Raw genomic sequence first — 19,735 nt, 5'->3', positions numbered from 1 at the left:
AAAGAGCAACTCGATCTCGCAGACTTAGGCGGGATGACGATTCCAATACCTGAACAACGGCTCCGCCAGAAACAGCACAAACAACAGCCGCATCACCTGCATCGCCGTCACCAGCGGCACCGACAGTTGCAGGGTCTCCGCCGTCAGGCTCATCTCGGCGATACCCCCCGGCATCATGCCCAGGGTCAGTGAACGCAGATCCAGATGGGTCAACGCACTCAAGCCCAACGCCGCCAGCGACGCGATCAACATGGTCAGCGCCGTGCCGATCAACGTCCGGCCCATGAACGACGGCGCGCGGCGGAAGAACTGCCGATTGAAATGGCAGCCCAGACCGCTGCCAATCAGCCATTGGCCGATCTGACTGCCGCCGTTGGGTAAGCCGATGTGCAGATCCCACGTAATGCTCACCGCCGCACTGACCAGCAACGGCCCGAACAACCATGGATTGGGTTGCCGCAGCCGCTGCCAGAGCCAGGCGAGCAGGGCGCCCGCCGGAAACAGAATCGCCAGCCAGCGCCAATCGACGCTGCCTGCATGAGAAATCGGCGTACCGTCACCGAGCAGATACTTGAACGCCGCCGGCACGCACAACACCACCACCAACACCCGCAGACTCTGCCCGGCCGCGACATGGCTGAGCAGTGCACCATTACGAGCGCCGAGGTTGACCATCTCCCCGGAACCACCGGGCATGCTTGAGAAAAACGCCGTGGCGCGATCCTCGCCGGTGCGGCGCATCAGCCACACGCCGACCACCGCCGAAAGGCTGGTGACCAATGCACCGAAGAAGATCAAACCGAAATGACTGAGCACCTGTTCCATCACCAGCGGGGTGAAGTGCAGGCCGATGCCGATGCCGACGATCCACTGGCCGCACTTGCGCCCGCCAGGGATTTCCGCCAGTTGCCACGGCGTCAGGCAGCGCACCAGGATGATCGCCAGCAACGAGCCGACCATCCACGGTAGCGGCCAGCCGATCTGGCTGGCGATGAAACCGCCAAGCAGACCGACCAGCGGGGTGCCCCACCAGGCTTTCAGGGACAAGCGATCAAACATCGGCAATGACGCGCCGTGCCGCCGAACGCTTGCGCCAGATGCGGATCAGCGGCATCAGCAGCATGATCGCGGTGAGGATCCAGCAACCGAAAGTGATCGGACTCGACCAGAGAATCTCCAGCGCGCCATTGGAGATCGACAGGGCGCGACGCAGGTTCTGCTCCATCAGGCCACCGAGGATGAAGCCCAGCAGCAGCGGCGACAGCGGGAAATCCAGCTTGCGCAGGATGTAACCGAAGATGCCGATACCGATCATCAGGAACAGATCGAAGGTGGTCGCGTGCACCGCGTAAACGCCGATCCCGGTGATGATCGCGATGATCGGCACCAGCGCCCAGTTCGGCACGGCGAGGATGCGGGTGAATACGCGGATCATCGGGATGTTGAGGATCACCAGCATCACGTTGGCGATGAACAACGACGCGATCAGGCCCCAGACGATGTCCGGTTGCTGTTGGAACAGCAGTGGACCCGGGGTGATGTTGTACAGCGACAGCGCGCCGATCATCACCGCCGTGGTACCCGAACCCGGAACGCCGAGGGTCAGCATCGGAACGAGAGCGCCGCACGCCGCGCCGCCGATAGCGGTTTCCGGCGCGGCCAGACCACGGGGATCGCCTTCACCGAATTTGCCGCTGGTGCCGGCGATGCGCTTCTCGGTCATGTAGGCCACGGCACTGGCTAGCGTTGCGCCAGCACCGGGCAGCACGCCCATGATGAAACCGAGCACGCCGCAGCGGACGTTGACGACGAATACCGACGCCGCTTCCTTGAAGTTGAACATCATCCGGCCGGTGGCTTTCACCGCTTCCTGGCCGTGGTGGGTTTTTTCCAGCAGCAGAAGGATTTCGCTGATTGAGAACAGACCCAGCACCAGCACAACGAACTGGATGCCGTCGGTCAGGTGAATGTTGTCGCCGGTGAAACGGTACACGCCACTGTTGGCGTCGATGCCGACGGTGGAAAGGAACAGACCGATCAGCGCCGCAATAAAGGTCTTCAACGGTCGATCACCGGCCATGCCGCCGAGACAGACAATTGCGAACACCATCAGCACGAAGTATTCCGCCGGTCCGAAGGCAATCGCCCATTTCGCCAGCAGCGGCGCAAACAGGACCATGCCGCAGGTGGCGATGAACGCGCCGATGAACGAACTCCACGCCGACAGTGACAGCGCGACACCGGCCATACCTTTACGAGCCATCGGGTAGCCGTCGAGGGTGGTCATGACGGTGGAAGCTTCACCCGGAATGTTCAGCAGGATCGAGCTGATCCGGCCGCCGTATTCGCAGCCCAGATAGACCGCCGCGAGCAGGATCAGCGCCGACTCCGGCGGCAGGCCGAGTGCGAACGCGATCGGAATCAGCAACGCCACGCCGTTGATCGGACCAAGGCCCGGCAACAGGCCGACGACGGTGCCGATCAGGGTGCCGCACAGGGCGGTCACCAGGTTGTACGGGCTCAGCGCGACGCCGAAGCCCTGACCCAAATAGCCAAGGGTATCCATATCAGTTCTCCAGGACGCTGAGCAGGCCGAGGGGCAGCGGAACATCCATCAAGCGATCGAACAGCAGATAGAGACCAACCGCCATCAGGCTGATGATCACCACGCTCGGCAGCCAGCGGCCGCCATAGAGACGGGCCATCGGTACGCCGGTAATGATGCTGGCCACGATGAAGCCAAGGGGTTCGAAGGTGCCGGCAAACACCAGCAACAACACCACGCACAGACCGATCTTGGTCAGGGTTTCGCGATCCAGCGGCGGCTCATCCGGGTTGTGTTTGATCGGCGCCGGGCGAAACACCATGTACAGCAGCGCCAGGCCCATCAGGCCGAGCATCAGCAGCGGAAAGGCGCGTGGGCCGACCGGTTCATAGGAAAAAGCCGCTTGGTACGGCCACGCCATCAGTGCCAGGCCGGCACACACCAGCAGCAACACCGAGGCGAAAATGCGTTGAATAAGCATGGGAGCTCCTGTGCTGCGTCCCCGCGTAGGAGACGCAGCCACTAGACAGAGACGATCACTGGATCAGGCCGAACTCTTTGGCCAGCACTTTGTAGTCGGCGACCTGCTTCTTCACGTAGGTGTCCAGTTCCGGGCCGGTCATGGCGAACGGGAACAGCTCACGCTGATCGCGCAGCTTGGCGAACTCGTCGGAAGCCAGCAGTTTGTCGAACGCGTCTTTCCACCAGGCGTAGTCTTCGTCGCTGACTTTTGGCCCGAGGTAGAAGCCGCGCACCACTGGCCAGACGATGTCGTAGCCTTGCTCGCGAGCGGTCGGGATGTCCTTCATTTCCGGTTCGTCGAGACGCTTGTCCGAGAACACCGCGAGCAGACGCATGTCACCGCTCTGGATGTGCGGCATGGAGTCGGAGATGTCGGTACTGCCGACCTGGATGTGGCCGCCGAGCAGGGCCGTGGCGATTTCACCACCGCCTTCGAGTGCCACGTAACGCAGCTCGCGCGGGTTGATCCCGGCAGCCTTGGCGATCAGTGCGGTCTGCATCCAGTCCTGGCTGCCGACGGTGCCGCCGGAGCCGATGACCACCGAGCCTGGATCTTTCTTCAACGCCTGAACGAGATCGTCGAGGGTCTTGTAGGGCGAATCGCTTTTCACTGCGATGGCGCCGTAGCTGGTGCCGACGGCCGCGAGCCAGCGCACGTTGGTTTCATCGAAGCGGCCGAACTTGCCCTGCGCCAGGTTCAACAGCGAACCGCTCGACCACGCCACCAGCGTGCCGGCATCCGCCGGGCGTTGCGCCACTACTGCGTTGTATGCCACCGCGCCGACACCGCCGGGCATGTAGGTCACGCGCATCGGTTTGCTCAGCAGCTTCTGGTTGACCAGCGCGCTCTGCACCAGTTTGCAGGTCAGGTCGAAACCACCGCCGGGGGAGGCGGGGGCAATGCATTCCGGACGTTTCGGCTCGGCCATGAGTTGGCCGGCAAACAGCATCGCGCCAGCGGCGAGAGCGACTTTACGCAGTGATACGTTCATTTGAGTCTCCAGAGGAGTTGTTGTTATGGATGGACCGAATGACCAAAGGGCAACGCGAAAACCTAGCGGCAGGCGCAGTTTTCTCGCGGCGGGCGCGCAACGACTGAACCAACGGAGGGGATACAGGACTGCGGCGAGAAGCCGACGGTGTAACGGTGGAATCGAGCAAGGCGAGCAGGCATTACAGCCTCGGTGCGCATGGAGGGCATGCTGGGGTACTCCGTTATTGTTCTTATGAGTCGAAAACGCTTCATGGCGTTTTGCGTTGCGCTGTGTGGCGGCAGCGGCGACAGTCGAAACTGTCCGTGGGCCGACTCTAACCGGCTAACCTTTCAACAACCTTTCAATTGTCTTTCACGGTTTTTCGGGCTTCACAGCGGCGGTTGCGGCTGTAAACTCCGCGGCAAAGCGTGGCGTCGGCCAACCCTGAACGAGGTAAAAATCCATGCGTGTCCTGCTCGTCGAAGACCATCTGCAACTGGCCGAAAGCGTGGCTCAGGCGCTCAAGAGCACCGGTCTGACCGTGGATGTGTTGCACGATGGCGTGGCCGCCGACCTGGCGCTGGGCAGTGAGGAATACGCCGTGGCGATCCTCGACGTCGGCCTGCCGCGCATGGACGGTTTCGAGGTGCTGGCGCGGCTGCGTGCACGGGGCAAGAACCTGCCGGTGTTAATGCTGACCGCGCGCAGTGACGTCAAGGATCGCGTGCATGGCCTCAATCTCGGTGCTGACGACTACCTGGCCAAGCCGTTCGAACTGACGGAACTGGAAGCGCGGGTCAAAGCCTTGCTGCGCCGTAGTGTCCTGGGCGGCGAGCGTCAGCAGCGCTGTGGCGTGCTGGCTTACGACCTCGACACACGGCGCTTCACCCTCGGCGACGAACTGCTGACCCTCACCTCACGCGAGCAAGCTGTCCTCGAAGCGTTGATCGCGCGGCCGGGGCGAGTGATGAGCAAGGAACAACTGGCCGCGCAGGTGTTCGGCCTCGATGAAGAAGCCAGCCCCGACGCCATCGAAATCTACGTGCACCGCTTGCGCAAGAAACTCGATGGCCAGCCCGTGGCCATCGTCACCTTCCGCGGCCTCGGCTATCTGCTGGAAAGCCGCGATGCATAAGCCCAGCAGCCTGCGCTGGCGGTTGCTGTGGAACCTTGGATGGTTGCTGGTGGTGCTGATGCTCGCCAGTGGTTTGAGCGCTTACTGGAACGGTCGCGAAGCCGCCGACACCGCGTATGACCGCACGCTGCTGGCCTCGGCACGGACCATCGCTGCCGGGTTGTCGCAGCGCGATGGCAGTCTCAGCGCCGACGTGCCTTACGTGGCGCTGGACACCTTCGCCTACGACAGCGCCGGGCGAATCTATTACCAGGTCAACGACATTCACCAGAAGCTGATTTCCGGCTACGAAAATCTTCCCGGGCCACCGCCCGGCACGCCGCGTACCGACAGCTATCCGGCGCTCGCGCGCTTTTACAACGCGAAGTACAACGGCCAGAACGTGCGTGTGGTCAGCCTGCTCAAAGCGGTAAGCGAGCCGAACATGAACGGCATGGCGGAAATCCGCGTGGCTGAAACCGACGAAGCGCGGGTCAGCATGGCGCGCAGTCTGGCGGCTGACACCCTGTTGCGCTTGGGCATGCTGGCCGTGGGTGCATTGCTGCTGGTGTGGTTCGCGGTGAGTGCGGCGTTGCGCCCGCTGGAGCGGTTAAGAACCGCTGTTGAGGAACGCCAGCCCGACGATTTGCGGCCGCTGCCGCTGGTGGAAGTGCAGCATGAATTGGGACCCTTGGTCCGCGCGCTCAATCATTTCACCGAGCGCCTGCGCGGCCAGTTCGAGCGGCAGGCGCAGTTCATCGCCGATGCCGCTCACGAGTTGCGTACGCCGCTGGCCGCACTCAAGGCACGCCTGGAACTGGGCCTGCGCTCGAACGAGCCGGAGACCTGGCGCACCACCCTTGAATCGTCCGCGCAAAGCACCGATCGCCTGACCCATCTGGCCAATCAGTTGCTGTCGCTGGCCCGGGTCGAAAACGGTGCGCGGGCGATTGCCGAGGGCGGTGCGCAGTTGCTCGATCTGAGTCAATTGGCCCGAGAGCTGGGCATGGCCATGGCGCCGTTGGCGCACAAGCGCGGCGTGGCGCTGGCGCTTGAAGCGGATGAGCCGGTGTGGCTGCGCGGTGAGCCGACGCTGCTCAATGAGCTGCTGAGCAATCTGGTCGACAACGCGCTGGCGCATACGCCATCGGGCGGCAATGTGATTCTGCGGGTCACGGCCCCGGCAGTGCTTGAGGTTGAGGACGACGGGCCGGGCATCCCGCTGCACGAGCGTGATCGAGTGTTCGAACGGTTTTATCGGCGCAATCAGCAGGTTGCCGGTTCAGGTCTGGGCTTGGCGATTGTCGGCGAGATCTGTCGCGCGCATCTGGCGCAGATCACCTTGCATGATGGCGAGCAGGCAGGGTTGAAGGTGCGGGTCAGTTTTATTGCCGGGTAATACTTTTGTGGCAAGGGTTTTTTGTGGCGAGGGGATTTATCCCCGCTCGGCTGCGCAGCAGTCGCAGTTCAGCGATCACAATCTGTCTGGAAAAAAACCGGGTCGCAGAGTTCAGGGTCGCTTCGCAACCCAACGGGGATAAATCCCCTCACCACAGGTCAGTAGAACATCGACCGCGATTCTTCCAGATCCGCGCAGAACTGCTTGTTCTCCGGATCAATCCCGAGCTTTCTGAACGCCGGCACGCTAAACGGGTCAATCCGCGCAAACGGATGGTCGGTGTCCTTGCGGCAATACAGATTGGCTACCTGCACGACATCGACGTAATCGATGCGCGTCGAGTCGCGGCTGAAGTCTTGATACAGCAACGGCAAATGCACCAGGCGCTCGGGAAACTCCCACACCCTCAGCAATTTCTCGCCGAGCAATGGGTGAATCTGCTCGATCACATGGGTCAGGCTGACCGCATCCGAGAGCAGTTCATTGTGGTCTTCGGCGTAAGTCAGAATCGGCAGCACGCCAATCTGATGCACCAGTCCGCCGAGTGCCGCCTGATCGGGTTTGAGCTGAGTGTGACGACGACACAGCGCATAGCTGACGCCAGCGATTTCCAGACTGCTGCGCCAGACTTCGCGCATTTTCTGTTCGACCACTTCGGAGCGGGCATTGAAGATCTGCTCCATCACCAGACCGATCGCCAGGTTGCTGCTGTAGTTGATGCCCAAACGGGTGATGGCGGTGTGCAGGTCGGTGACTTCCTGCGCGGCGCGCAGCAGCGGACTGTTGACCACTTTGATCAGGCGCGCCGACAGCGCGGTGTCGCGGCCGATAACTTTGCTCAGGTCGCTGACGCTGATTTCCGGATCCTCGGCGGCCTTGCGAATCTGCAGGGCCACTTCTGGCAACGTTGGCAGAACCAGGTCATCGTTATCGATGGCCGCAACCAAATCCTGTTGGACCTTTTCCGCCAGTTCGCTCATTTGGACTCTCTAGGGTGTTGCAACAATGCTGCGATCAACGCTGGATTTCGCGGTCGCGATCCAGTTCGTAAGGCAGGTCGAGCACGTGCAACGCTGGGCCTTCGAGGGCGCCCAGACGCAAATCACCGGCTTCGGCAGCTTCGGCCTGCAACACGGCCAGGAGTTCAATGTTTCCCTCGGCGTTCGCTGCCAGGACCACTTCGCCAATCGAGCTGTTGTGGCTGGGGGCAAACAGTTGAGTGCCGGGCTCCGGCAACTCGGCCGCGTCGAGGCGCAGGCGGTACAGGCGCCGCTTGAGCTTGCCCAGGTACTGCATGCGCGCAACGATTTCCTGGCCGGTGTAGCAGCCTTTCTTGAAGCTCACCCCGCCGACCGCCTGCAGATTGAGCATCTGCGGGATGAACAGTTCGCGAGTGGAAGGCATGACCTGGCCGATACCGGCGCGGATCTGGCCCAGCAGCCATTGATTCAGTTCGGCCTCAGGCAGCGCGGTCGACAGTTGGCTTTGCACGCTTTGCGCCTGAGCGGCAGGCACCCAAAGTTCGGCGCGCTCGGGCGAAACGCGAATTGCGATCAGGCCTTCATGGCGCACAACGCTGTCGGTTTCGGCCGGCAGTGCCAGACCGAGGCTGGTCAGGGCTGCATCGCCATGCGCCAGACCGAAGCGCACCCAGGCGGCGCTTTCATCGGTCAGTTTCGATTTGGAGAACACCGCGTACTTTTTCAGGTCGGCCAGTTGCGGCTCGAGCAGCTCGCTGGCCATCGCCATCACCACGCCGTCGCCTTCAAGCAGGATGCGGAAGCTCGACTGCATCCGGCCTTTCTGCGTGCAGCGGGCGCCGAGGCTGGCGCGGGTGTCGCTCAGGTAATTGATATTGCAGGTCAACTGGCCTTGCAGGAATTTTCCGGCGTCCGCACCGCGAACCGCGAGTACGCCTTCATGAGACAGGGTGCAGAAAAAAGCAGAATCGGCCATGGGTCATCGCAGGGTAAATAGACTGGGGCACATCATAAGGGGGCAGGGTTGAAATGGGTAGTTGATAAAGGATCAGGGGTCCCCGACCAAAGCCGACTGTGCGGCCCGCGCCGGGGCTGTATACTGCCCGGCAAATTCGAGGAGGGCTCCATGGTCGAACAAGTTGAACTGAATCGCCTCTTTTGGCACAGCCGTCGCGGCATGCTTGAGCTTGACGTGCTGCTGGTGCCGTTCGTGCAGGAGGTTTACGCGACGTTGAATCAAGTGGATCGCGATCTGTACGTGCGTTTGCTGACCTGTGAGGATCAGGACATGTTCGGCTGGTTCATGGAGCGCAGCGAGTCGGAAGACCCCGAGCTGCAACGCATGGTCCGGATGATTCTGGATCGTGTCCAGCCCAAGTAATACGTTCGAATGCCGCTGGCATGCCTCACGGCAGTTGCTGGCGGCGTATCTGTCGGCCCAGGCGTTCGCCATGGGTTCGTTGTTTCTGCTGTCGATTCCATTCTGGGCCAGCCTGCTCGGCGCTTGCGTCTGTGCGCTGCACGGTTTTTGGGTGCTGCCACGGCAGATTCTGTTGAATCATCCGAAAGCATTTTGCGGCTTGCGGCGCGACGGCGATGGCTGGCAGGTGTGGAATCAGGCTGATGGCTGGCAAGCGGTGCAACTGCGCCCGGACAGTCTGGCGCTGCCATTGATCGTGGTGCTGCGCTTTCGCCTGCGCGGAGAGTGGCGGGTCAGGTCGATCTGCGTGCCACGTGACTCGCAGGCGGCGGATCTGCACCGACGCCTGCGAGTGCGGCTCAAGTTCAGCCGACGTAGGTGGGCGGCACCAGAATAGTGTCGAGCGCTTCGGGCAGCATATCCGGATAATCAAGGGTGTAATGCAGCCCGCGGCTTTCCTTGCGTTCCATGGCTGAGCTGATCATCAATTCGGCAACTTGTGCCAGGTTGCGCAGCTCGATCAGGTCACGGCTGACTTTATAGTTGCTGTAAAACTCATCGATCTCATCCAGCAGCAGACGCACCCGGTGCTGCGCCCGTTGCAGACGCTTGTTGGTGCGCACGATGCCGACGTAGTCCCACATGAATCGGCGCAATTCGTCCCAGTTGTGCGCAATGATTACGTCTTCATCCGAGTCGGTGACCTGACTGGCGTCCCAGACGGGCAGGGCGCTTGGCGCCGCAACGTCATCGAGTTGCGCAAGAATGTCCGCCGCCGCCGAACGGGCATAAACGAAGCATTCCAGAAGAGAGTTGCTGGCCATGCGGTTGGCGCCGTGCAGACCGGTGAAACTGGTTTCGCCGATGGCGTAGAGGCCGGGCACGTCGGTGCGACCGTGCTGATTGACCATCACGCCGCCACAGGTGTAATGCGCGGCGGGGACCACCGGTATCGGTTGTTTGGTGATGTCGATGCCGAAGCCCAGGCAGCGCTCATAAACAGTCGGGAAGTGGCTTTTGACGAACGATTCAGGCTTGTGGCTGATGTCGAGATATACGCAGTCGACACCCAGACGCTTCATTTCATGGTCGATGGCCCGCGCGACAATGTCACGAGGCGCCAGCTCGGCGCGTTTATCGAAGCGATACATGAAGCGCTCGCCGTTGGGCAGCTTCAAATGCGCGCCCTCGCCACGCAGGGCCTCGGTGATGAGGAAGCTTTTGGCTTGCGGGTGATACAGACAGGTCGGATGGAACTGGTTGAATTCCAGGTTCGCCACCCGGCAACCGGAGCGCCAAGCCATGGCGATGCCGTCACCGCAGGCGCCGTCGGGGTTGCTGGTATAAAGGTAGACCTTGGCCGCGCCGCCCGAAGCCAGAATCACGAAACGTGCGCCGTAGGTGTCCACTTCGCCCGTGGCGCGATTCAGCACGTAGGCGCCGAGGCAGCGGTCGCCTTCCAGGCCCAAGCGGCGTTCGGTGATCAGATCGACGGCGACGCGCTGTTCCAGCAATTCGATGTTCTCACGCTCTTTGGCCTGGGCCAGCAAGGTCTTGAAGATCGCAGCGCCGGTGGCGTCGGCAGCATGGATGATCCGTCGATGGCTGTGGCCACCTTCGCGGGTCAGGTGAAATTCGAAACCACCGTCTTCAGTGCCGGACTGTTCGTCGCGGGTGAAGGGCACGCCTTGGTCAATCAGCCATTGGATGGCTTCCCGGCTGTGCTCGACGGTAAAGCGTACGGCGTCTTCATGGCACAAGCCGCCGCCCGCATTGAGGGTGTCGTCGACGTGGGATTCGACAGTGTCGGTATCGTCGAGCACCGCAGCGACGCCGCCCTGGGCCCAGAAGGTCGAACCGTTGGCGAGATCGCCTTTGCTCAATACGGCAATGCGCAGATGACCGGGCAAGGTCAAAGCGAGAGTCAAACCGGCAGCACCGCTGCCAATCACCAGGACATCGTGTTGGAACTGTTGGCTCATTTCAGGATTCCGCTCAAAGCGACCCGGGTCGGGGTTGGCGCAAGACAGCTGGATCGGCGAGTCAAGACAGCCACACAGCCCACTAGTATATAGAGGGGTTGGGCGGCACAATAGCCGGGCCCAGATGGCATTGTGAGACTACTGCGCGGTGAAAAGCGCTGTGCTTCGTCGGAAGATTTTTTTCGCAGGTGTGGGAAAAGACACCTGTATCGGCGCTGAAACAGACTTTTCCGCCCACGGTTGCGCAATCTCAGGTGGGTACGGCTATAAATAATTGGAACTTTTGCCAAAGGCCCAAGATCAATAGACGGTGCCAGAAACCAGGGACAGTGTCGGCTTCAGTGCGGAATCTGCGTTTGGATTCCTGCCGGCGAAACCGATAACAAGATTATTCGCGCAGCCGGTTTATCCCGCGCTGCGTTTTTCGTGCGTGCCAAATCAGAGCCCGCAGGAAACTTGCTTGGAGGGGGAGAACTTTTGCGAAAAGCCCGAGTCTATGTTTGCAAGTCTGGTCGTTTAGTAATGCAAGTCTCCTCCGGGCTTATCGAGGAGTGTTCATGCTAACCCAGGAAGAGGATCAGCAGCTGGTCGAACGCGTACAGCGTGGCGACAAGCGAGCTTTCGATCTGCTGGTGCTGAAATATCAGCACAAAATTCTCGGGTTGATCGTGCGTTTTGTGCACGACACCCATGAAGCCCAGGACGTTGCTCAGGAAGCCTTTATCAAGGCGTATCGGGCACTTGGAAATTTCCGCGGTGACAGTGCGTTTTATACGTGGCTGTACCGTATTGCCATTAACACGGCAAAGAACTACCTGGTTTCCCGCGGCCGTCGGCCGCCGGATAGCGATGTAAGTTCAGAGGATGCAGAGTTCTACGATGGCGATCACGGCCTCAAGGATCTCGAATCACCAGAACGTGCATTGCTGCGGGATGAGATCGAAGGCACTGTCCATCGGACCATCCAGCAACTGCCAGAGGATTTGCGTACGGCTTTAACTTTACGTGAATTCGATGGTCTGAGTTACGAGGACATTGCGAGCGTCATGCAGTGTCCGGTGGGTACCGTGCGCTCCCGGATTTTCCGCGCTCGGGAGGCCATCGACAAAGCCCTGCAACCGTTGTTGCAGGAAAACTGAGACAGCGGCGACAGCCAAGAGAGGAACGCCATGAGTCGTGAAGCCCTGCAGGAATCGCTGTCCGCAGTGATGGATAACGAAGCGGACGAACTGGAATTGCGTCGAGTGCTCAGCGCACTGGATGATGTTGATACCCGTGAGACCTGGGCTCGTTACCAGATCGCTCGGGCAGCCATGCACAAGGATCTGCTGCTTCCGCGTCTGGATATCGCTGCGGCAGTGTCTGCTGCGCTGGAAGACGAAACGGCTCCGGCCAAAGTATCCCGCAGCCCATGGCGTAACCTGGGTCGCCTCGCTGTTGCCGCTTCGGTAACCGTGGCCGTTCTGGCCGGTGTTCGCCTGTACAACCAGGACGAAATCGCTGGTGTTGAACTGGCGCAGCAGTCGAATCAGCCTACTCTGGCCACTCCACAGGTCAAAGGTCCGGCAGTTCTGGCTGGTTACAGCGAAAGCTCGGAAGCGACTGGTCCGATGGCCAACGGCGTTCTGCAAGGTCAGCCAGGCTGGCATGATCAGCGTCTGCCAGGCTACCTGCGTCAGCACGCTCAGCAGGCTGCACTCAAAGGAACTGAAAGCGCGCTGCCATACGCACGTGCCGCAAGCCTGGAAAACCGTTAAGGAGGATCATGCGCGCCATCCCTCTACTTTCGCTTCTGCTCAGTGGCTGGTTCATAGTTCCAGCCCACGCTGACGAGGCCCAGGACTGGTTGACCCGTCTGGGCCAGGCCGAGCAGCAGCAGAGCTTCCACGGCACTTTCGTTTACGAGCGCAACGGCAGTTTTTCCACGCACAACATCTGGCATCGCGTCCAGAATGGCCAGGTCCGCGAGCGGTTATTGCAGCTCGACGGTTCGGCTCAGGAAGTCGTGCGCATTGATGGACGTACTCAATGCGTCAGCGGCACCCTGATTGCGGGATTGGGTGATTCACCCAACGCTGCCGCCCGTGCGCTGGATCCCAAAAAGCTGAAGAATTGGTATGACCTTGCCGTCATTGGCAAGTCGCGCGTGGCCGGTCGTGATGCAGTGATCGTGTCGCTGACCCCTCGTGATCAGCACCGTTACGGTTTCGAGCTGCATCTGGACAAGAAAACCGGGCTGCCGCTCAAGTCGTTACTGTTGAACGACAAAGGGCAGTTGCTCGAGCGTTTCCAGTTCACCAGCCTCGACACGGATGAAATCCCGTCGGACAAGGACTTGTTGGCGGACCCGGATTGTAAGCCGATCAATATCGCAAGCGACAAGGCTTCTGCAGCTAAAACCGTGCAAAACTGGCGTTCGGACTGGCTCCCGCCAGGCTTTGAGCTGACCAGCAGCAGTTCGCACAAGGATGCGCAAACCAAGACCCAAGTCAGCAGCTTGATGTATGACGATGGTCTGGCGCGTTTCTCGGTGTTCCTTGAACCGTTGAATGGCGCAACGGTCACTGACACCCGCACTCAGTTGGGCCCGACCGTCGCGGTATCCCGTCGCCTGACCACGCCGCAAGGCGAAATGATGGTCACGGTGGTCGGCGAAATCCCGATTGGCACCGCCGAACGAATCGCTCTATCGATGCGTAACAACGATGGCGCTGCGACCAGCAAGCAGTGAGCTGATTTCAGTCATTTCCACTTCGTCGTCGAGACGTCGAAATGTTTGCTGAGCATTTTCATTTGCAAAACCCCTGAAAATTTTTTATAGGTCAGAGCCTCACGGCTCTGGCCTTGTTTGTTGTTCCCGGAACAAAAATGCCGGTCTGTGGTTTCCGGTGTTCCTTTGCTCCATATCGCTTAACCCTGCTCGTCGTAACGGGAGCTGTATGTCGATACCAAGTTTGAAGTCTTATCTTTCCATCCTCGCCACCGTGCTGTTGCTCGGTCAGGCGGTGCCTGCTGCGCAAGCGGCCGATCTGCCTGATTTCACCCAATTGGTCGAACAAGCGTCGCCTGCGGTGGTGAACATCAGTACCACGCAGAAACTGCCGGACCGTCGGGTCAACCAGCAGATGCCGGATCTGGAAGGCCTGCCACCGATGCTGCGCGAATTCTTCGAGCGCGGCATGCCGCCTCAGCAGCGCTCGCCACGTGGCGATGGCCGCCAGCGTGAAGCGCAATCGCTGGGTTCGGGTTTCATCATTTCGCCGGATGGCTACATCCTCACCAACAACCACGTGATCGCCGATGCTGACGAAATCCTCGTCCGTCTGGCTGACCGCAGTGAGATGAAAGCCAAGCTGGTCGGCACCGATCCACGTTCTGACGTGGCGTTGCTGAAAATCGAAGGCAAGGATCTGCCGGTGCTCAAGCTCGGCAAATCCCAGGACCTGAAGGCCGGCCAGTGGGTCGTGGCGATCGGTTCGCCATTCGGTTTTGACCACACCGTGACCCAAGGCATCGTCAGCGCTGTCGGCCGCAGCCTGCCGAACGAAAACTATGTGCCGTTCATTCAGACCGACGTGCCGATCAACCCGGGCAACTCCGGTGGCCCGCTGTTCAACCTGAACGGTGAAGTGGTCGGCATCAACTCGCAGATCTACACCCGCTCCGGTGGCTTCATGGGCGTGTCGTTCGCGATTCCGATCGACGTGGCGATGGATGTTTCCAACCAGCTCAAGAGCGGTGGCAAAGTCAGCCGCGGCTGGCTGGGCGTAGTCATCCAGGAAGTGAACAAGGATCTGGCCGAGTCATTCGGTCTGGACAAGCCGGCCGGCGCTCTCGTTGCACAGATCCAGGATGACGGCCCTGCGGCCAAGGGCGGCCTGCAGGTTGGCGACGTGATCCTGAGCATGAACGGTCAGCCGATCGTCATGTCCGCCGATCTGCCGCATCTGGTCGGCGCGCTGAAGGCTGGCGCCAAAGCCAATCTGGAAGTGATTCGTGAAGGCAAGCGCAAGAACGTCGAGCTGACCGTCGGCGCAATCCCGGACGAGGACAAGGAGCTGGCAGGTCTACCGAAATCCGGCGCTGAAAGCAGCAGCAACCGCCTCGGTGTTGCGGTCGGTGAATTGACCGCCGAGCAGAAGAAAACCTACGACCTCAAAGGTGGTGTGGTGATCAAGGAAGTGCAGGACGGTCCTGCGGCCCTGATCGGTCTGCAACCGGGTGACGTGATCACCCACCTGAACAATCAGGCCATCGGCTCGGCCAAGGAGTTCACCGACATCGCCAAGGCATTGCCGAAGAACCGTTCGGTGTCGATGCGCGTGCTGCGTCAGGGCCGTGCCAGCTTCATCACCTTCAAACTGGCTGAATAAGCCAGCAACAAGGTAAAAAAGAAACCGCCTCGAAAGAGGCGGTTTTTTTGTGTCTGGTTTTTGTCTTGTCTCGAAAGACTCAGCCCATCATGTCCTTGACCATACGCTCCTGCTCCATCAACTCGCGCTGGCGGGCATCGATGCGCGAGGACAGCGGGAAGTTGTTGCCCGCCTTGCGCTTGGCGAAGTCCAACTGCTGAATGGCCTGGCGGTAATCGCCGACCAGTGCAAAATACTCGGCGCGCGCCTGATGCAGGCCGATGATGTTGCCCGACAAGCCGCGGGTTTCAGCAACCTGATACCAGACGTCCGGATCATCCGGGCGCGACTTGAGCAGACTGTCGAGTGCCTTCTCGGCATCGGCGGCGCGATTCTGTTTCAACAGCAGATCGACACGCACCTGATTCAGCGGGTAGTTGCCCGGGAACTGCGTGAGCATGCGGTCGACCCGTGACTGCGCATCAGGCAGACGATTGTTGGTGATGTCCAGATCGACCTGCGCGAGGTTGTAGATGATCTCGTTCGGCGACTTGGCCAACAATTGCTTGAGGTTCTCTCGCGCTTCGTTGAGCTGGCCGCCCTTGATCTGCGCGATGGCGAGGCCGTAACGCGCGACATCGTTTTTCGGGTTCTCATCGAGCAGGGCGCGGAAACGCTTGGCGCCCAGCCCCGGGGTTTCCTCGTAGATCAACTGGACCCGCGCGCGAATCAACTGGTAGCGCATGCTGTCTTCGATGCCGCCCGGTTTCGCCTGCTCGGCGCGGTTGCGGGTGTCGGCGATACGCGATTCGGTAACCGGGTGAGTCAGGAGGAATTCCGGCGGCTTGGCGTCAAAGCGGTACTGGCGCATCAGGCGTTCGAACATGGTCGGCATCGAGCGCGGATCGTAACCGGCCTTTTCCAGGTTGAGAATGCCAATGCGGTCCGCTTCCTGTTCGTTCTGCCGCGAGAAGCGCCGTTGTTCCTGCAGAGCCGCAGCCTGGCTGCCGGCGATGGTGGCGATGCCGGCATCACCGCCGCCTGCCGCCGCGATGACGATACCCGCCAGCAACGCGGCCATCATCGGCACCTGCATTCTTTGTGAGGCTTCGACGCCTCGAGCGAAGTGACGTTGCGACAAGTGCGCCAGTTCGTGAGCGAGCACCGAGGCGTATTCACCTTCGGTCTGGGCGTTGAGGAACAGGCCGCCATTGACCCCGACCACGCCGCCCGGCGCTGCGAAGGCGTTGAGTTGTGGGCTGTTGATCAGGATGAATTCCAGGCGCCTGTCGGAGACCTGGCTGGTCTCGACCAGCTTGTACACGCTGGATTCGACGTAATCCTTGAGCTGCGGATCGTTGAGCTGGGAAACCTGACTGCGCAGCATGGCCAGCCAGGCGCGGCCGAGCTGGTATTCCTGTTGCGGCGAGACAATGGCAGAGCTGGCGTCGCCGAGTGACGGCAGATCGTCGGCAAAGCCTGGTGAGGCGAGCAGGCAAGCGAGCGTCAGCAGGGTAGGGCGCAGAAAAGTCATGCACAAAGCCTTGGAGGACAAAGACCTTACTGTAGCCGGACACCGAAGCCGCGACCAGATATTCTAGGCAGCTCGACAACCCGAACCGGAGTGACGCAATGACTGACGCTGTAGCCCATGACGTGGAACTGGACGCCAGTGGCCTGAACTGTCCGTTGCCGTTGCTCAAGGCAAAAATGGAACTCAACAAACTGCAAAGTGGCGCTGTGCTCAAGGTGATCGCTACCGATGCCGGCTCGCAACGCGACTTCCGTACCTTTGCCAAACTCGCCGGTCATGCGCTGTTGCGCGAAGAAGACGAGGCTGGCGTCTACCGTTACTGGTTGAAAAAAGCCTGAAGCGCCGCGCCTAAAATCGAAGGGATTATTGATGTTCAAAGTGTTACGCGACTGGATTCAGCGCTACTTCTCCGATGAAGAAGCCGTGGTGCTGGCAGTGCTGCTGTTTCTCGCCTTCACCGCCGTGCTCACCCTCGGCGGCATGCTTGCGCCGGTGTTGGCCGGGATGGTGCTGGCGTATCTGATGCAGGGCCTGGTGGTGACGCTCGAGCGGCTGCGCGTGCCGGGCGGGGTGGCGGTGGGGCTGGTGTTTGCGCTGTTCATGGGCGCGCTGATGCTGTTTATCGTCGTAGTGCTGCCATTGTTGTGGCATCAGTTGATCACGCTGTTCAACGAGTTGCCGGGCATGCTCGCCAAGTGGCAATCGCTGCTGCTTCTATTGCCCGAGCGCTATCCGCATCTGGTGTCTGACGAGCAAGTCCTGCAGGCGATCGAAGCGGCGCGGGGCGAGATTGGCAAGTTCGGTCAGTGGGCACTGACTTTCTCGTTGTCGAGTTTGCCACTGCTGGTGAACATCATGATCTACCTGGTGCTGGTGCCGATTCTGGTGTTCTTCTTCCTCAAGGATCGGGCGATGATCGGCGAGTGGGTGCGCGGCTATCTGCCTCGCGAGCGCGCGCTGATCACCCGCGTCGCCCAGGAAATGAACCGGCAGATCGCCAATTACATACGTGGCAAAGGCATCGAGATCGTGATTTGCGGCGGCGTGACCTACATCGCCTTCATCGCGCTGGGCCTGAACTACGCGGCGCTGCTGGCGTTGCTGGTCGGCTTGTCGGTGGTGGTGCCGTATGTCGGTGCGGTAGTGGTGACCGTGCCGGTGCTGCTGATTGCGCTGTTCCAGTGGGGCTGGAGCGATCAGTTCATCTACCTGATGGCGGTTTACGGAATCATTCAGACGCTGGACGGCAACGTGCTGGTGCCGTTGCTGTTTTCGGAAGCAGTGAATCTGCATCCGGTGGCAATCATCTGCGCGGTGCTGTTGTTTGGCGGATTGTGGGGATTCTGGGGGGTGTTCTTTGCGATCCCGCTGGCGACGCTGTTCAAGGCAGTGCTGGATGCGTGGCCGCGAAAGGAACCGGTGGTGGCGCCGTTGCTTTAGCGGTTGATCCGGATTTTGCAGAGAGGCTATTCGCGAGCAGGCTCGCTCCCACAGTGATTAGATTTCAATTGTGGGAGCGAGCCTGCTCGCGAAGGCGTCTTTACAGGCGCAGCAAAACCATCAGGCTTTGTTCAGAGCCTCAGCCGCCGCCAGCACGGCATCAACATGCCCCGGCACCTTCACACCACGCCACTCCTGGCGCAGGACACCGTCCTTATCAATCAGGAAAGTGCTGCGATCGACGCCCAGGTATTCCTTGCCATACAGTTTTTTCAGCTTGATCACGTCGAACAGCTGGCAAACCGCTTCGTCCTTGTCACTGATCAGTTCGAAGGGGAACTCCTGCTTGCCTTTGAAATTTTCGTGCGACTTCAAACTGTCGCGGGAAATGCCGAAGACTTCGGTGTTGGCAGCCTTGAAAGCCGCATATTGATCGCGAAAGCCCTGGCCTTGAGTGGTGCAGCCCGGAGTGCTGTCCTTCGGGTAGAAGTAGATCACCACTTGCTTGCCCTTGAGTTCGGACAGGCTGACGGTCTGCCCGCTGGTCGCAGGTGCGGTGAAATCCGCAACCGGTTGGTCGATGACTACGGCCATGAAAAGCTTCCTTACATTGGGTTTTGTGGGCGCCAAGGCTCGATCAGGGCATCCAGGTTCATCGCATCGGCGAAATCGAGGAACTGATCGCGCAGCCAGCTGATCTGCGTGTTGGCCGGCAGGGTCACGGTGAACGTGGCGTTGAGCATGGTGCCGCCGGTCTGTGGCGCCTGATAGGTATCGCAGGTGAGGTTTTCCAGCTCGACGTTATGATCCATGAAGAACTGGCACAGCTCATTGATGATGTCCGGGCGATACGCCGAGCTGACGTAAGCCACGTAAGGCAGCGCCTGTGGGCGATTTTCCAGAGCGGCACTGCGCACCACATTGACGGTGAAAGCGTGACGCTTGGCCAGCAATGGCAGGCTGCCTTCGAGGCGCGCGAGGGCGTCCCAGCTACCGGAAACTTCCAGCACCAGAGCGCTGCACTCGCCGTGGCGGGTCAGGCGAGAGGTGACGACGGCGCAGCGGTTTTCATGGCTGGCGCGGCACAGGACGTTGGTCAGCTCCATGGGGTTGGCGCCGAGGGCACTGATGACAAGGAATTGTTCGCGAACTGTGGGGGTGGACATGCAGCATTCCTAAAGCGATGAGCGGTCGGTAGGTTGACGGGCGTTGGTGGCCGGGAGTGCCTGTTCTGGCGGTCCGTATAAAGAGCTCCGTCCAGCGTTCGCGGCTCGCTCCACTGTGCGGGAGCGCGTCGATGCGACGCAGGAACGGGGCCTGGGAGGCCGAAAGGGGAGGCTGAAACCCGGCGTACAAGCTGATCTGTACCGATCAAAGTCTGAAGGGTAGCGAAAAGCGGCGCCAAGGGGAATGGCGGCGGCGCAGTACTTCGCTTGTGCAAGCATCTTGGCGCCAGTACCATTACCGCTCTCT

20 protein-coding genes are annotated in these 19,735 nt (G+C 60.5%); 10 read left to right on the top strand and 10 right to left on the bottom strand.

What is annotated here, in order from left to right; translation table 11 throughout:
• Window positions 1-24 precede the first annotated feature (24 nt).
• From AB4N47_RS16495 to AB4N47_RS16480, 4 genes are read right to left on the bottom strand one after another with little or no spacing between them, the layout of a single operon-like run.
• A complete protein-coding gene (locus tag AB4N47_RS16495; RefSeq protein WP_122602179.1) occupies window positions 25-1,059 on the bottom strand; it encodes an AbrB family transcriptional regulator in 1,035 nt (344 codons plus the stop codon).
• Entirely contained in the window at window positions 1,052-2,566 is a 1,515-nt protein-coding gene (locus AB4N47_RS16490; RefSeq protein ID WP_016771277.1) for a tripartite tricarboxylate transporter permease, read from the bottom strand. The genes AB4N47_RS16495 and AB4N47_RS16490 overlap by 8 nt, the downstream gene beginning before the upstream one ends.
• A 1-nt stretch (window position 2,567) precedes the next feature.
• Window positions 2,568-3,026 carry a tripartite tricarboxylate transporter TctB family protein gene (locus AB4N47_RS16485; protein ID WP_016771276.1) on the bottom strand — a complete coding sequence of 153 codons (459 nt, stop codon included), beginning with the start codon at window positions 3,024-3,026 and terminating at the stop codon, window positions 2,568-2,570.
• Window positions 3,027-3,081: 55 nt separating this feature from the next.
• The gene (locus tag AB4N47_RS16480; protein ID WP_016771275.1) at window positions 3,082-4,059 is read right to left on the bottom strand and encodes a Bug family tripartite tricarboxylate transporter substrate binding protein; all 978 of its coding nucleotides are present in this window, start codon (window positions 4,057-4,059) and stop codon (window positions 3,082-3,084) included.
• A 445-nt stretch (window positions 4,060-4,504) separates the two neighbouring features.
• Between AB4N47_RS16480 and AB4N47_RS16475 the strand changes: the two genes are divergently transcribed.
• Window positions 4,505-5,176 carry a response regulator gene (locus tag AB4N47_RS16475; protein ID WP_024011992.1) on the top strand — a complete coding sequence of 224 codons (672 nt, stop codon included), beginning with the start codon at window positions 4,505-4,507 and terminating at the stop codon, window positions 5,174-5,176.
• Window positions 5,169-6,554, top strand: a complete 1,386-nt coding sequence (locus tag AB4N47_RS16470; RefSeq protein WP_024011993.1) for a sensor histidine kinase — start codon at window positions 5,169-5,171, stop codon at window positions 6,552-6,554. The genes AB4N47_RS16475 and AB4N47_RS16470 overlap by 8 nt, the downstream gene beginning before the upstream one ends.
• A gap of 158 nt (window positions 6,555-6,712) precedes the next feature.
• On the opposite strand, the gene AB4N47_RS16465 is transcribed toward AB4N47_RS16470, so the two are convergent.
• A complete protein-coding gene (locus tag AB4N47_RS16465; protein ID WP_016770675.1) occupies window positions 6,713-7,534 on the bottom strand; it encodes an HDOD domain-containing protein in 822 nt (273 codons plus the stop codon).
• Between the two features lie 34 nt (window positions 7,535-7,568).
• On the bottom strand, window positions 7,569-8,510 hold the full coding sequence (gene ygfZ, locus AB4N47_RS16460) for a CAF17-like 4Fe-4S cluster assembly/insertion protein YgfZ (protein ID WP_341638682.1): 942 nt from the start codon (window positions 8,508-8,510) through the stop codon (window positions 7,569-7,571).
• Window positions 8,511-8,660: 150 nt separating this feature from the next.
• Here ygfZ and AB4N47_RS16455 point away from each other — a divergent pair, with 150 nt between their 5' ends.
• The gene (locus AB4N47_RS16455) at window positions 8,661-8,915 is read left to right on the top strand and encodes an FAD assembly factor SdhE (RefSeq protein WP_007911418.1); all 255 of its coding nucleotides are present in this window, start codon (window positions 8,661-8,663) and stop codon (window positions 8,913-8,915) included.
• Window positions 8,899-9,351 (top strand): protein YgfX, encoded by a 453-nt coding sequence (locus AB4N47_RS16450; RefSeq protein ID WP_341638683.1) that lies wholly within the window; start codon window positions 8,899-8,901, stop codon window positions 9,349-9,351. Before AB4N47_RS16455 ends, AB4N47_RS16450 begins: the two co-directional genes overlap by 17 nt.
• On the opposite strand, the gene nadB is transcribed toward AB4N47_RS16450, so the two are convergent.
• A complete protein-coding gene (gene nadB / locus AB4N47_RS16445; protein ID WP_341638684.1) occupies window positions 9,320-10,936 on the bottom strand; it encodes an L-aspartate oxidase in 1,617 nt (538 codons plus the stop codon). The two genes, AB4N47_RS16450 and nadB, sit on opposite strands and share 32 nt — an antisense overlap.
• Before the next feature lie 557 nt (window positions 10,937-11,493).
• Here nadB and rpoE point away from each other — a divergent pair.
• The 4 genes from rpoE to AB4N47_RS16425 all read left to right on the top strand — a co-directional run bounded on the left by rpoE (window position 11,494) and on the right by AB4N47_RS16425 (window position 15,309).
• Window positions 11,494-12,075 (top strand): RNA polymerase sigma factor RpoE, encoded by a 582-nt coding sequence (rpoE, locus tag AB4N47_RS16440; protein WP_003172477.1) that lies wholly within the window; start codon window positions 11,494-11,496, stop codon window positions 12,073-12,075.
• Window positions 12,076-12,105: 30 nt separating this feature from the next.
• Window positions 12,106-12,693, top strand: coding sequence for a sigma-E factor negative regulatory protein (locus AB4N47_RS16435; protein ID WP_008077804.1), 588 nt, complete (start codon window positions 12,106-12,108; stop codon window positions 12,691-12,693).
• Window positions 12,694-12,701: 8 nt separating this feature from the next.
• The gene (locus tag AB4N47_RS16430) at window positions 12,702-13,667 is read left to right on the top strand and encodes a MucB/RseB C-terminal domain-containing protein (RefSeq protein WP_016771272.1); all 966 of its coding nucleotides are present in this window, start codon (window positions 12,702-12,704) and stop codon (window positions 13,665-13,667) included.
• Between the two features lie 208 nt (window positions 13,668-13,875).
• The gene (locus tag AB4N47_RS16425; RefSeq protein WP_122611719.1) at window positions 13,876-15,309 is read left to right on the top strand and encodes a DegQ family serine endoprotease; all 1,434 of its coding nucleotides are present in this window, start codon (window positions 13,876-13,878) and stop codon (window positions 15,307-15,309) included.
• Between the two features lie 79 nt (window positions 15,310-15,388).
• Here AB4N47_RS16425 and AB4N47_RS16420 read toward each other — a convergent pair whose 3' ends face one another.
• Window positions 15,389-16,822 carry a M48 family metalloprotease gene (locus tag AB4N47_RS16420; protein WP_123442919.1) on the bottom strand — a complete coding sequence of 478 codons (1,434 nt, stop codon included), beginning with the start codon at window positions 16,820-16,822 and terminating at the stop codon, window positions 15,389-15,391.
• 98 nt (window positions 16,823-16,920) lie between these two features.
• On the opposite strand from AB4N47_RS16420, the gene AB4N47_RS16415 reads away from it, so the two are divergent.
• A complete protein-coding gene (locus AB4N47_RS16415) occupies window positions 16,921-17,160 on the top strand; it encodes a sulfurtransferase TusA family protein (protein WP_016771269.1) in 240 nt (79 codons plus the stop codon).
• 31 nt (window positions 17,161-17,191) lie between these two features.
• Window positions 17,192-18,262: an AI-2E family transporter gene (locus tag AB4N47_RS16410; RefSeq protein ID WP_016771268.1), complete on the top strand. Its 1,071-nt coding sequence runs from the start codon at window positions 17,192-17,194 to the stop codon at window positions 18,260-18,262.
• 120 nt (window positions 18,263-18,382) lie between these two features.
• On the opposite strand, the gene AB4N47_RS16405 is transcribed toward AB4N47_RS16410, so the two are convergent.
• Both AB4N47_RS16405 and AB4N47_RS16400 read right to left on the bottom strand, forming a co-directional pair.
• Window positions 18,383-18,856: a peroxiredoxin gene (locus AB4N47_RS16405; protein WP_041478861.1), complete on the bottom strand. Its 474-nt coding sequence runs from the start codon at window positions 18,854-18,856 to the stop codon at window positions 18,383-18,385.
• 11 nt (window positions 18,857-18,867) lie between these two features.
• Entirely contained in the window at window positions 18,868-19,428 is a 561-nt protein-coding gene (locus AB4N47_RS16400; protein WP_024012001.1) for a glycine cleavage system transcriptional repressor, read from the bottom strand.
• Between the last annotated feature and the right edge of the window lie 307 nt (window positions 19,429-19,735).

The sequence above is a fragment of the Pseudomonas sp. S3_G06 genome, from assembly GCF_054667565.1.
Note: the sequence above shows the minus strand (reverse complement) of the source record. Positions and strands in the feature narration are given on the sequence as shown.

Excerpts from the sequence above, each read along its gene's own strand:
- AB4N47_RS16420 (WP_123442919.1), bottom strand. The coding sequence starts at position 16,822 with ATGACTTTTCTGCGCCCTACCCTGCTGACGCTCGCTTGCCTGCTCGCC.
- rpoE (WP_003172477.1), top strand. The coding sequence starts at position 11,494 with ATGCTAACCCAGGAAGAGGATCAGCAGCTGGTCGAACGCGTACAGCGT.
- AB4N47_RS16405 (WP_041478861.1), bottom strand. The coding sequence starts at position 18,856 with ATGGCCGTAGTCATCGACCAACCGGTTGCGGATTTCACCGCACCTGCG.
- AB4N47_RS16400 (WP_024012001.1), bottom strand. The coding sequence starts at position 19,428 with ATGTCCACCCCCACAGTTCGCGAACAATTCCTTGTCATCAGTGCCCTC.
- AB4N47_RS16480 (WP_016771275.1), bottom strand. The coding sequence starts at position 4,059 with ATGAACGTATCACTGCGTAAAGTCGCTCTCGCCGCTGGCGCGATGCTG.
- AB4N47_RS16490 (WP_016771277.1), bottom strand. The coding sequence starts at position 2,566 with ATGGATACCCTTGGCTATTTGGGTCAGGGCTTCGGCGTCGCGCTGAGC.
- AB4N47_RS16410 (WP_016771268.1), top strand. The coding sequence starts at position 17,192 with ATGTTCAAAGTGTTACGCGACTGGATTCAGCGCTACTTCTCCGATGAA.
- AB4N47_RS16485 (WP_016771276.1), bottom strand. The coding sequence starts at position 3,026 with ATGCTTATTCAACGCATTTTCGCCTCGGTGTTGCTGCTGGTGTGTGCC.
- AB4N47_RS16425 (WP_122611719.1), top strand. The coding sequence starts at position 13,876 with ATGTCGATACCAAGTTTGAAGTCTTATCTTTCCATCCTCGCCACCGTG.
- AB4N47_RS16470 (WP_024011993.1), top strand. The coding sequence starts at position 5,169 with ATGCATAAGCCCAGCAGCCTGCGCTGGCGGTTGCTGTGGAACCTTGGA.
- ygfZ (WP_341638682.1), bottom strand. The coding sequence starts at position 8,510 with ATGGCCGATTCTGCTTTTTTCTGCACCCTGTCTCATGAAGGCGTACTC.
- AB4N47_RS16495 (WP_122602179.1), bottom strand. The coding sequence starts at position 1,059 with ATGTTTGATCGCTTGTCCCTGAAAGCCTGGTGGGGCACCCCGCTGGTC.
- AB4N47_RS16455 (WP_007911418.1), top strand. The coding sequence starts at position 8,661 with ATGGTCGAACAAGTTGAACTGAATCGCCTCTTTTGGCACAGCCGTCGC.
- AB4N47_RS16475 (WP_024011992.1), top strand. The coding sequence starts at position 4,505 with ATGCGTGTCCTGCTCGTCGAAGACCATCTGCAACTGGCCGAAAGCGTG.
- AB4N47_RS16430 (WP_016771272.1), top strand. The coding sequence starts at position 12,702 with ATGCGCGCCATCCCTCTACTTTCGCTTCTGCTCAGTGGCTGGTTCATA.
- AB4N47_RS16465 (WP_016770675.1), bottom strand. The coding sequence starts at position 7,534 with ATGAGCGAACTGGCGGAAAAGGTCCAACAGGATTTGGTTGCGGCCATC.
- AB4N47_RS16415 (WP_016771269.1), top strand. The coding sequence starts at position 16,921 with ATGACTGACGCTGTAGCCCATGACGTGGAACTGGACGCCAGTGGCCTG.
- nadB (WP_341638684.1), bottom strand. The coding sequence starts at position 10,936 with ATGAGCCAACAGTTCCAACACGATGTCCTGGTGATTGGCAGCGGTGCT.
- AB4N47_RS16435 (WP_008077804.1), top strand. The coding sequence starts at position 12,106 with ATGAGTCGTGAAGCCCTGCAGGAATCGCTGTCCGCAGTGATGGATAAC.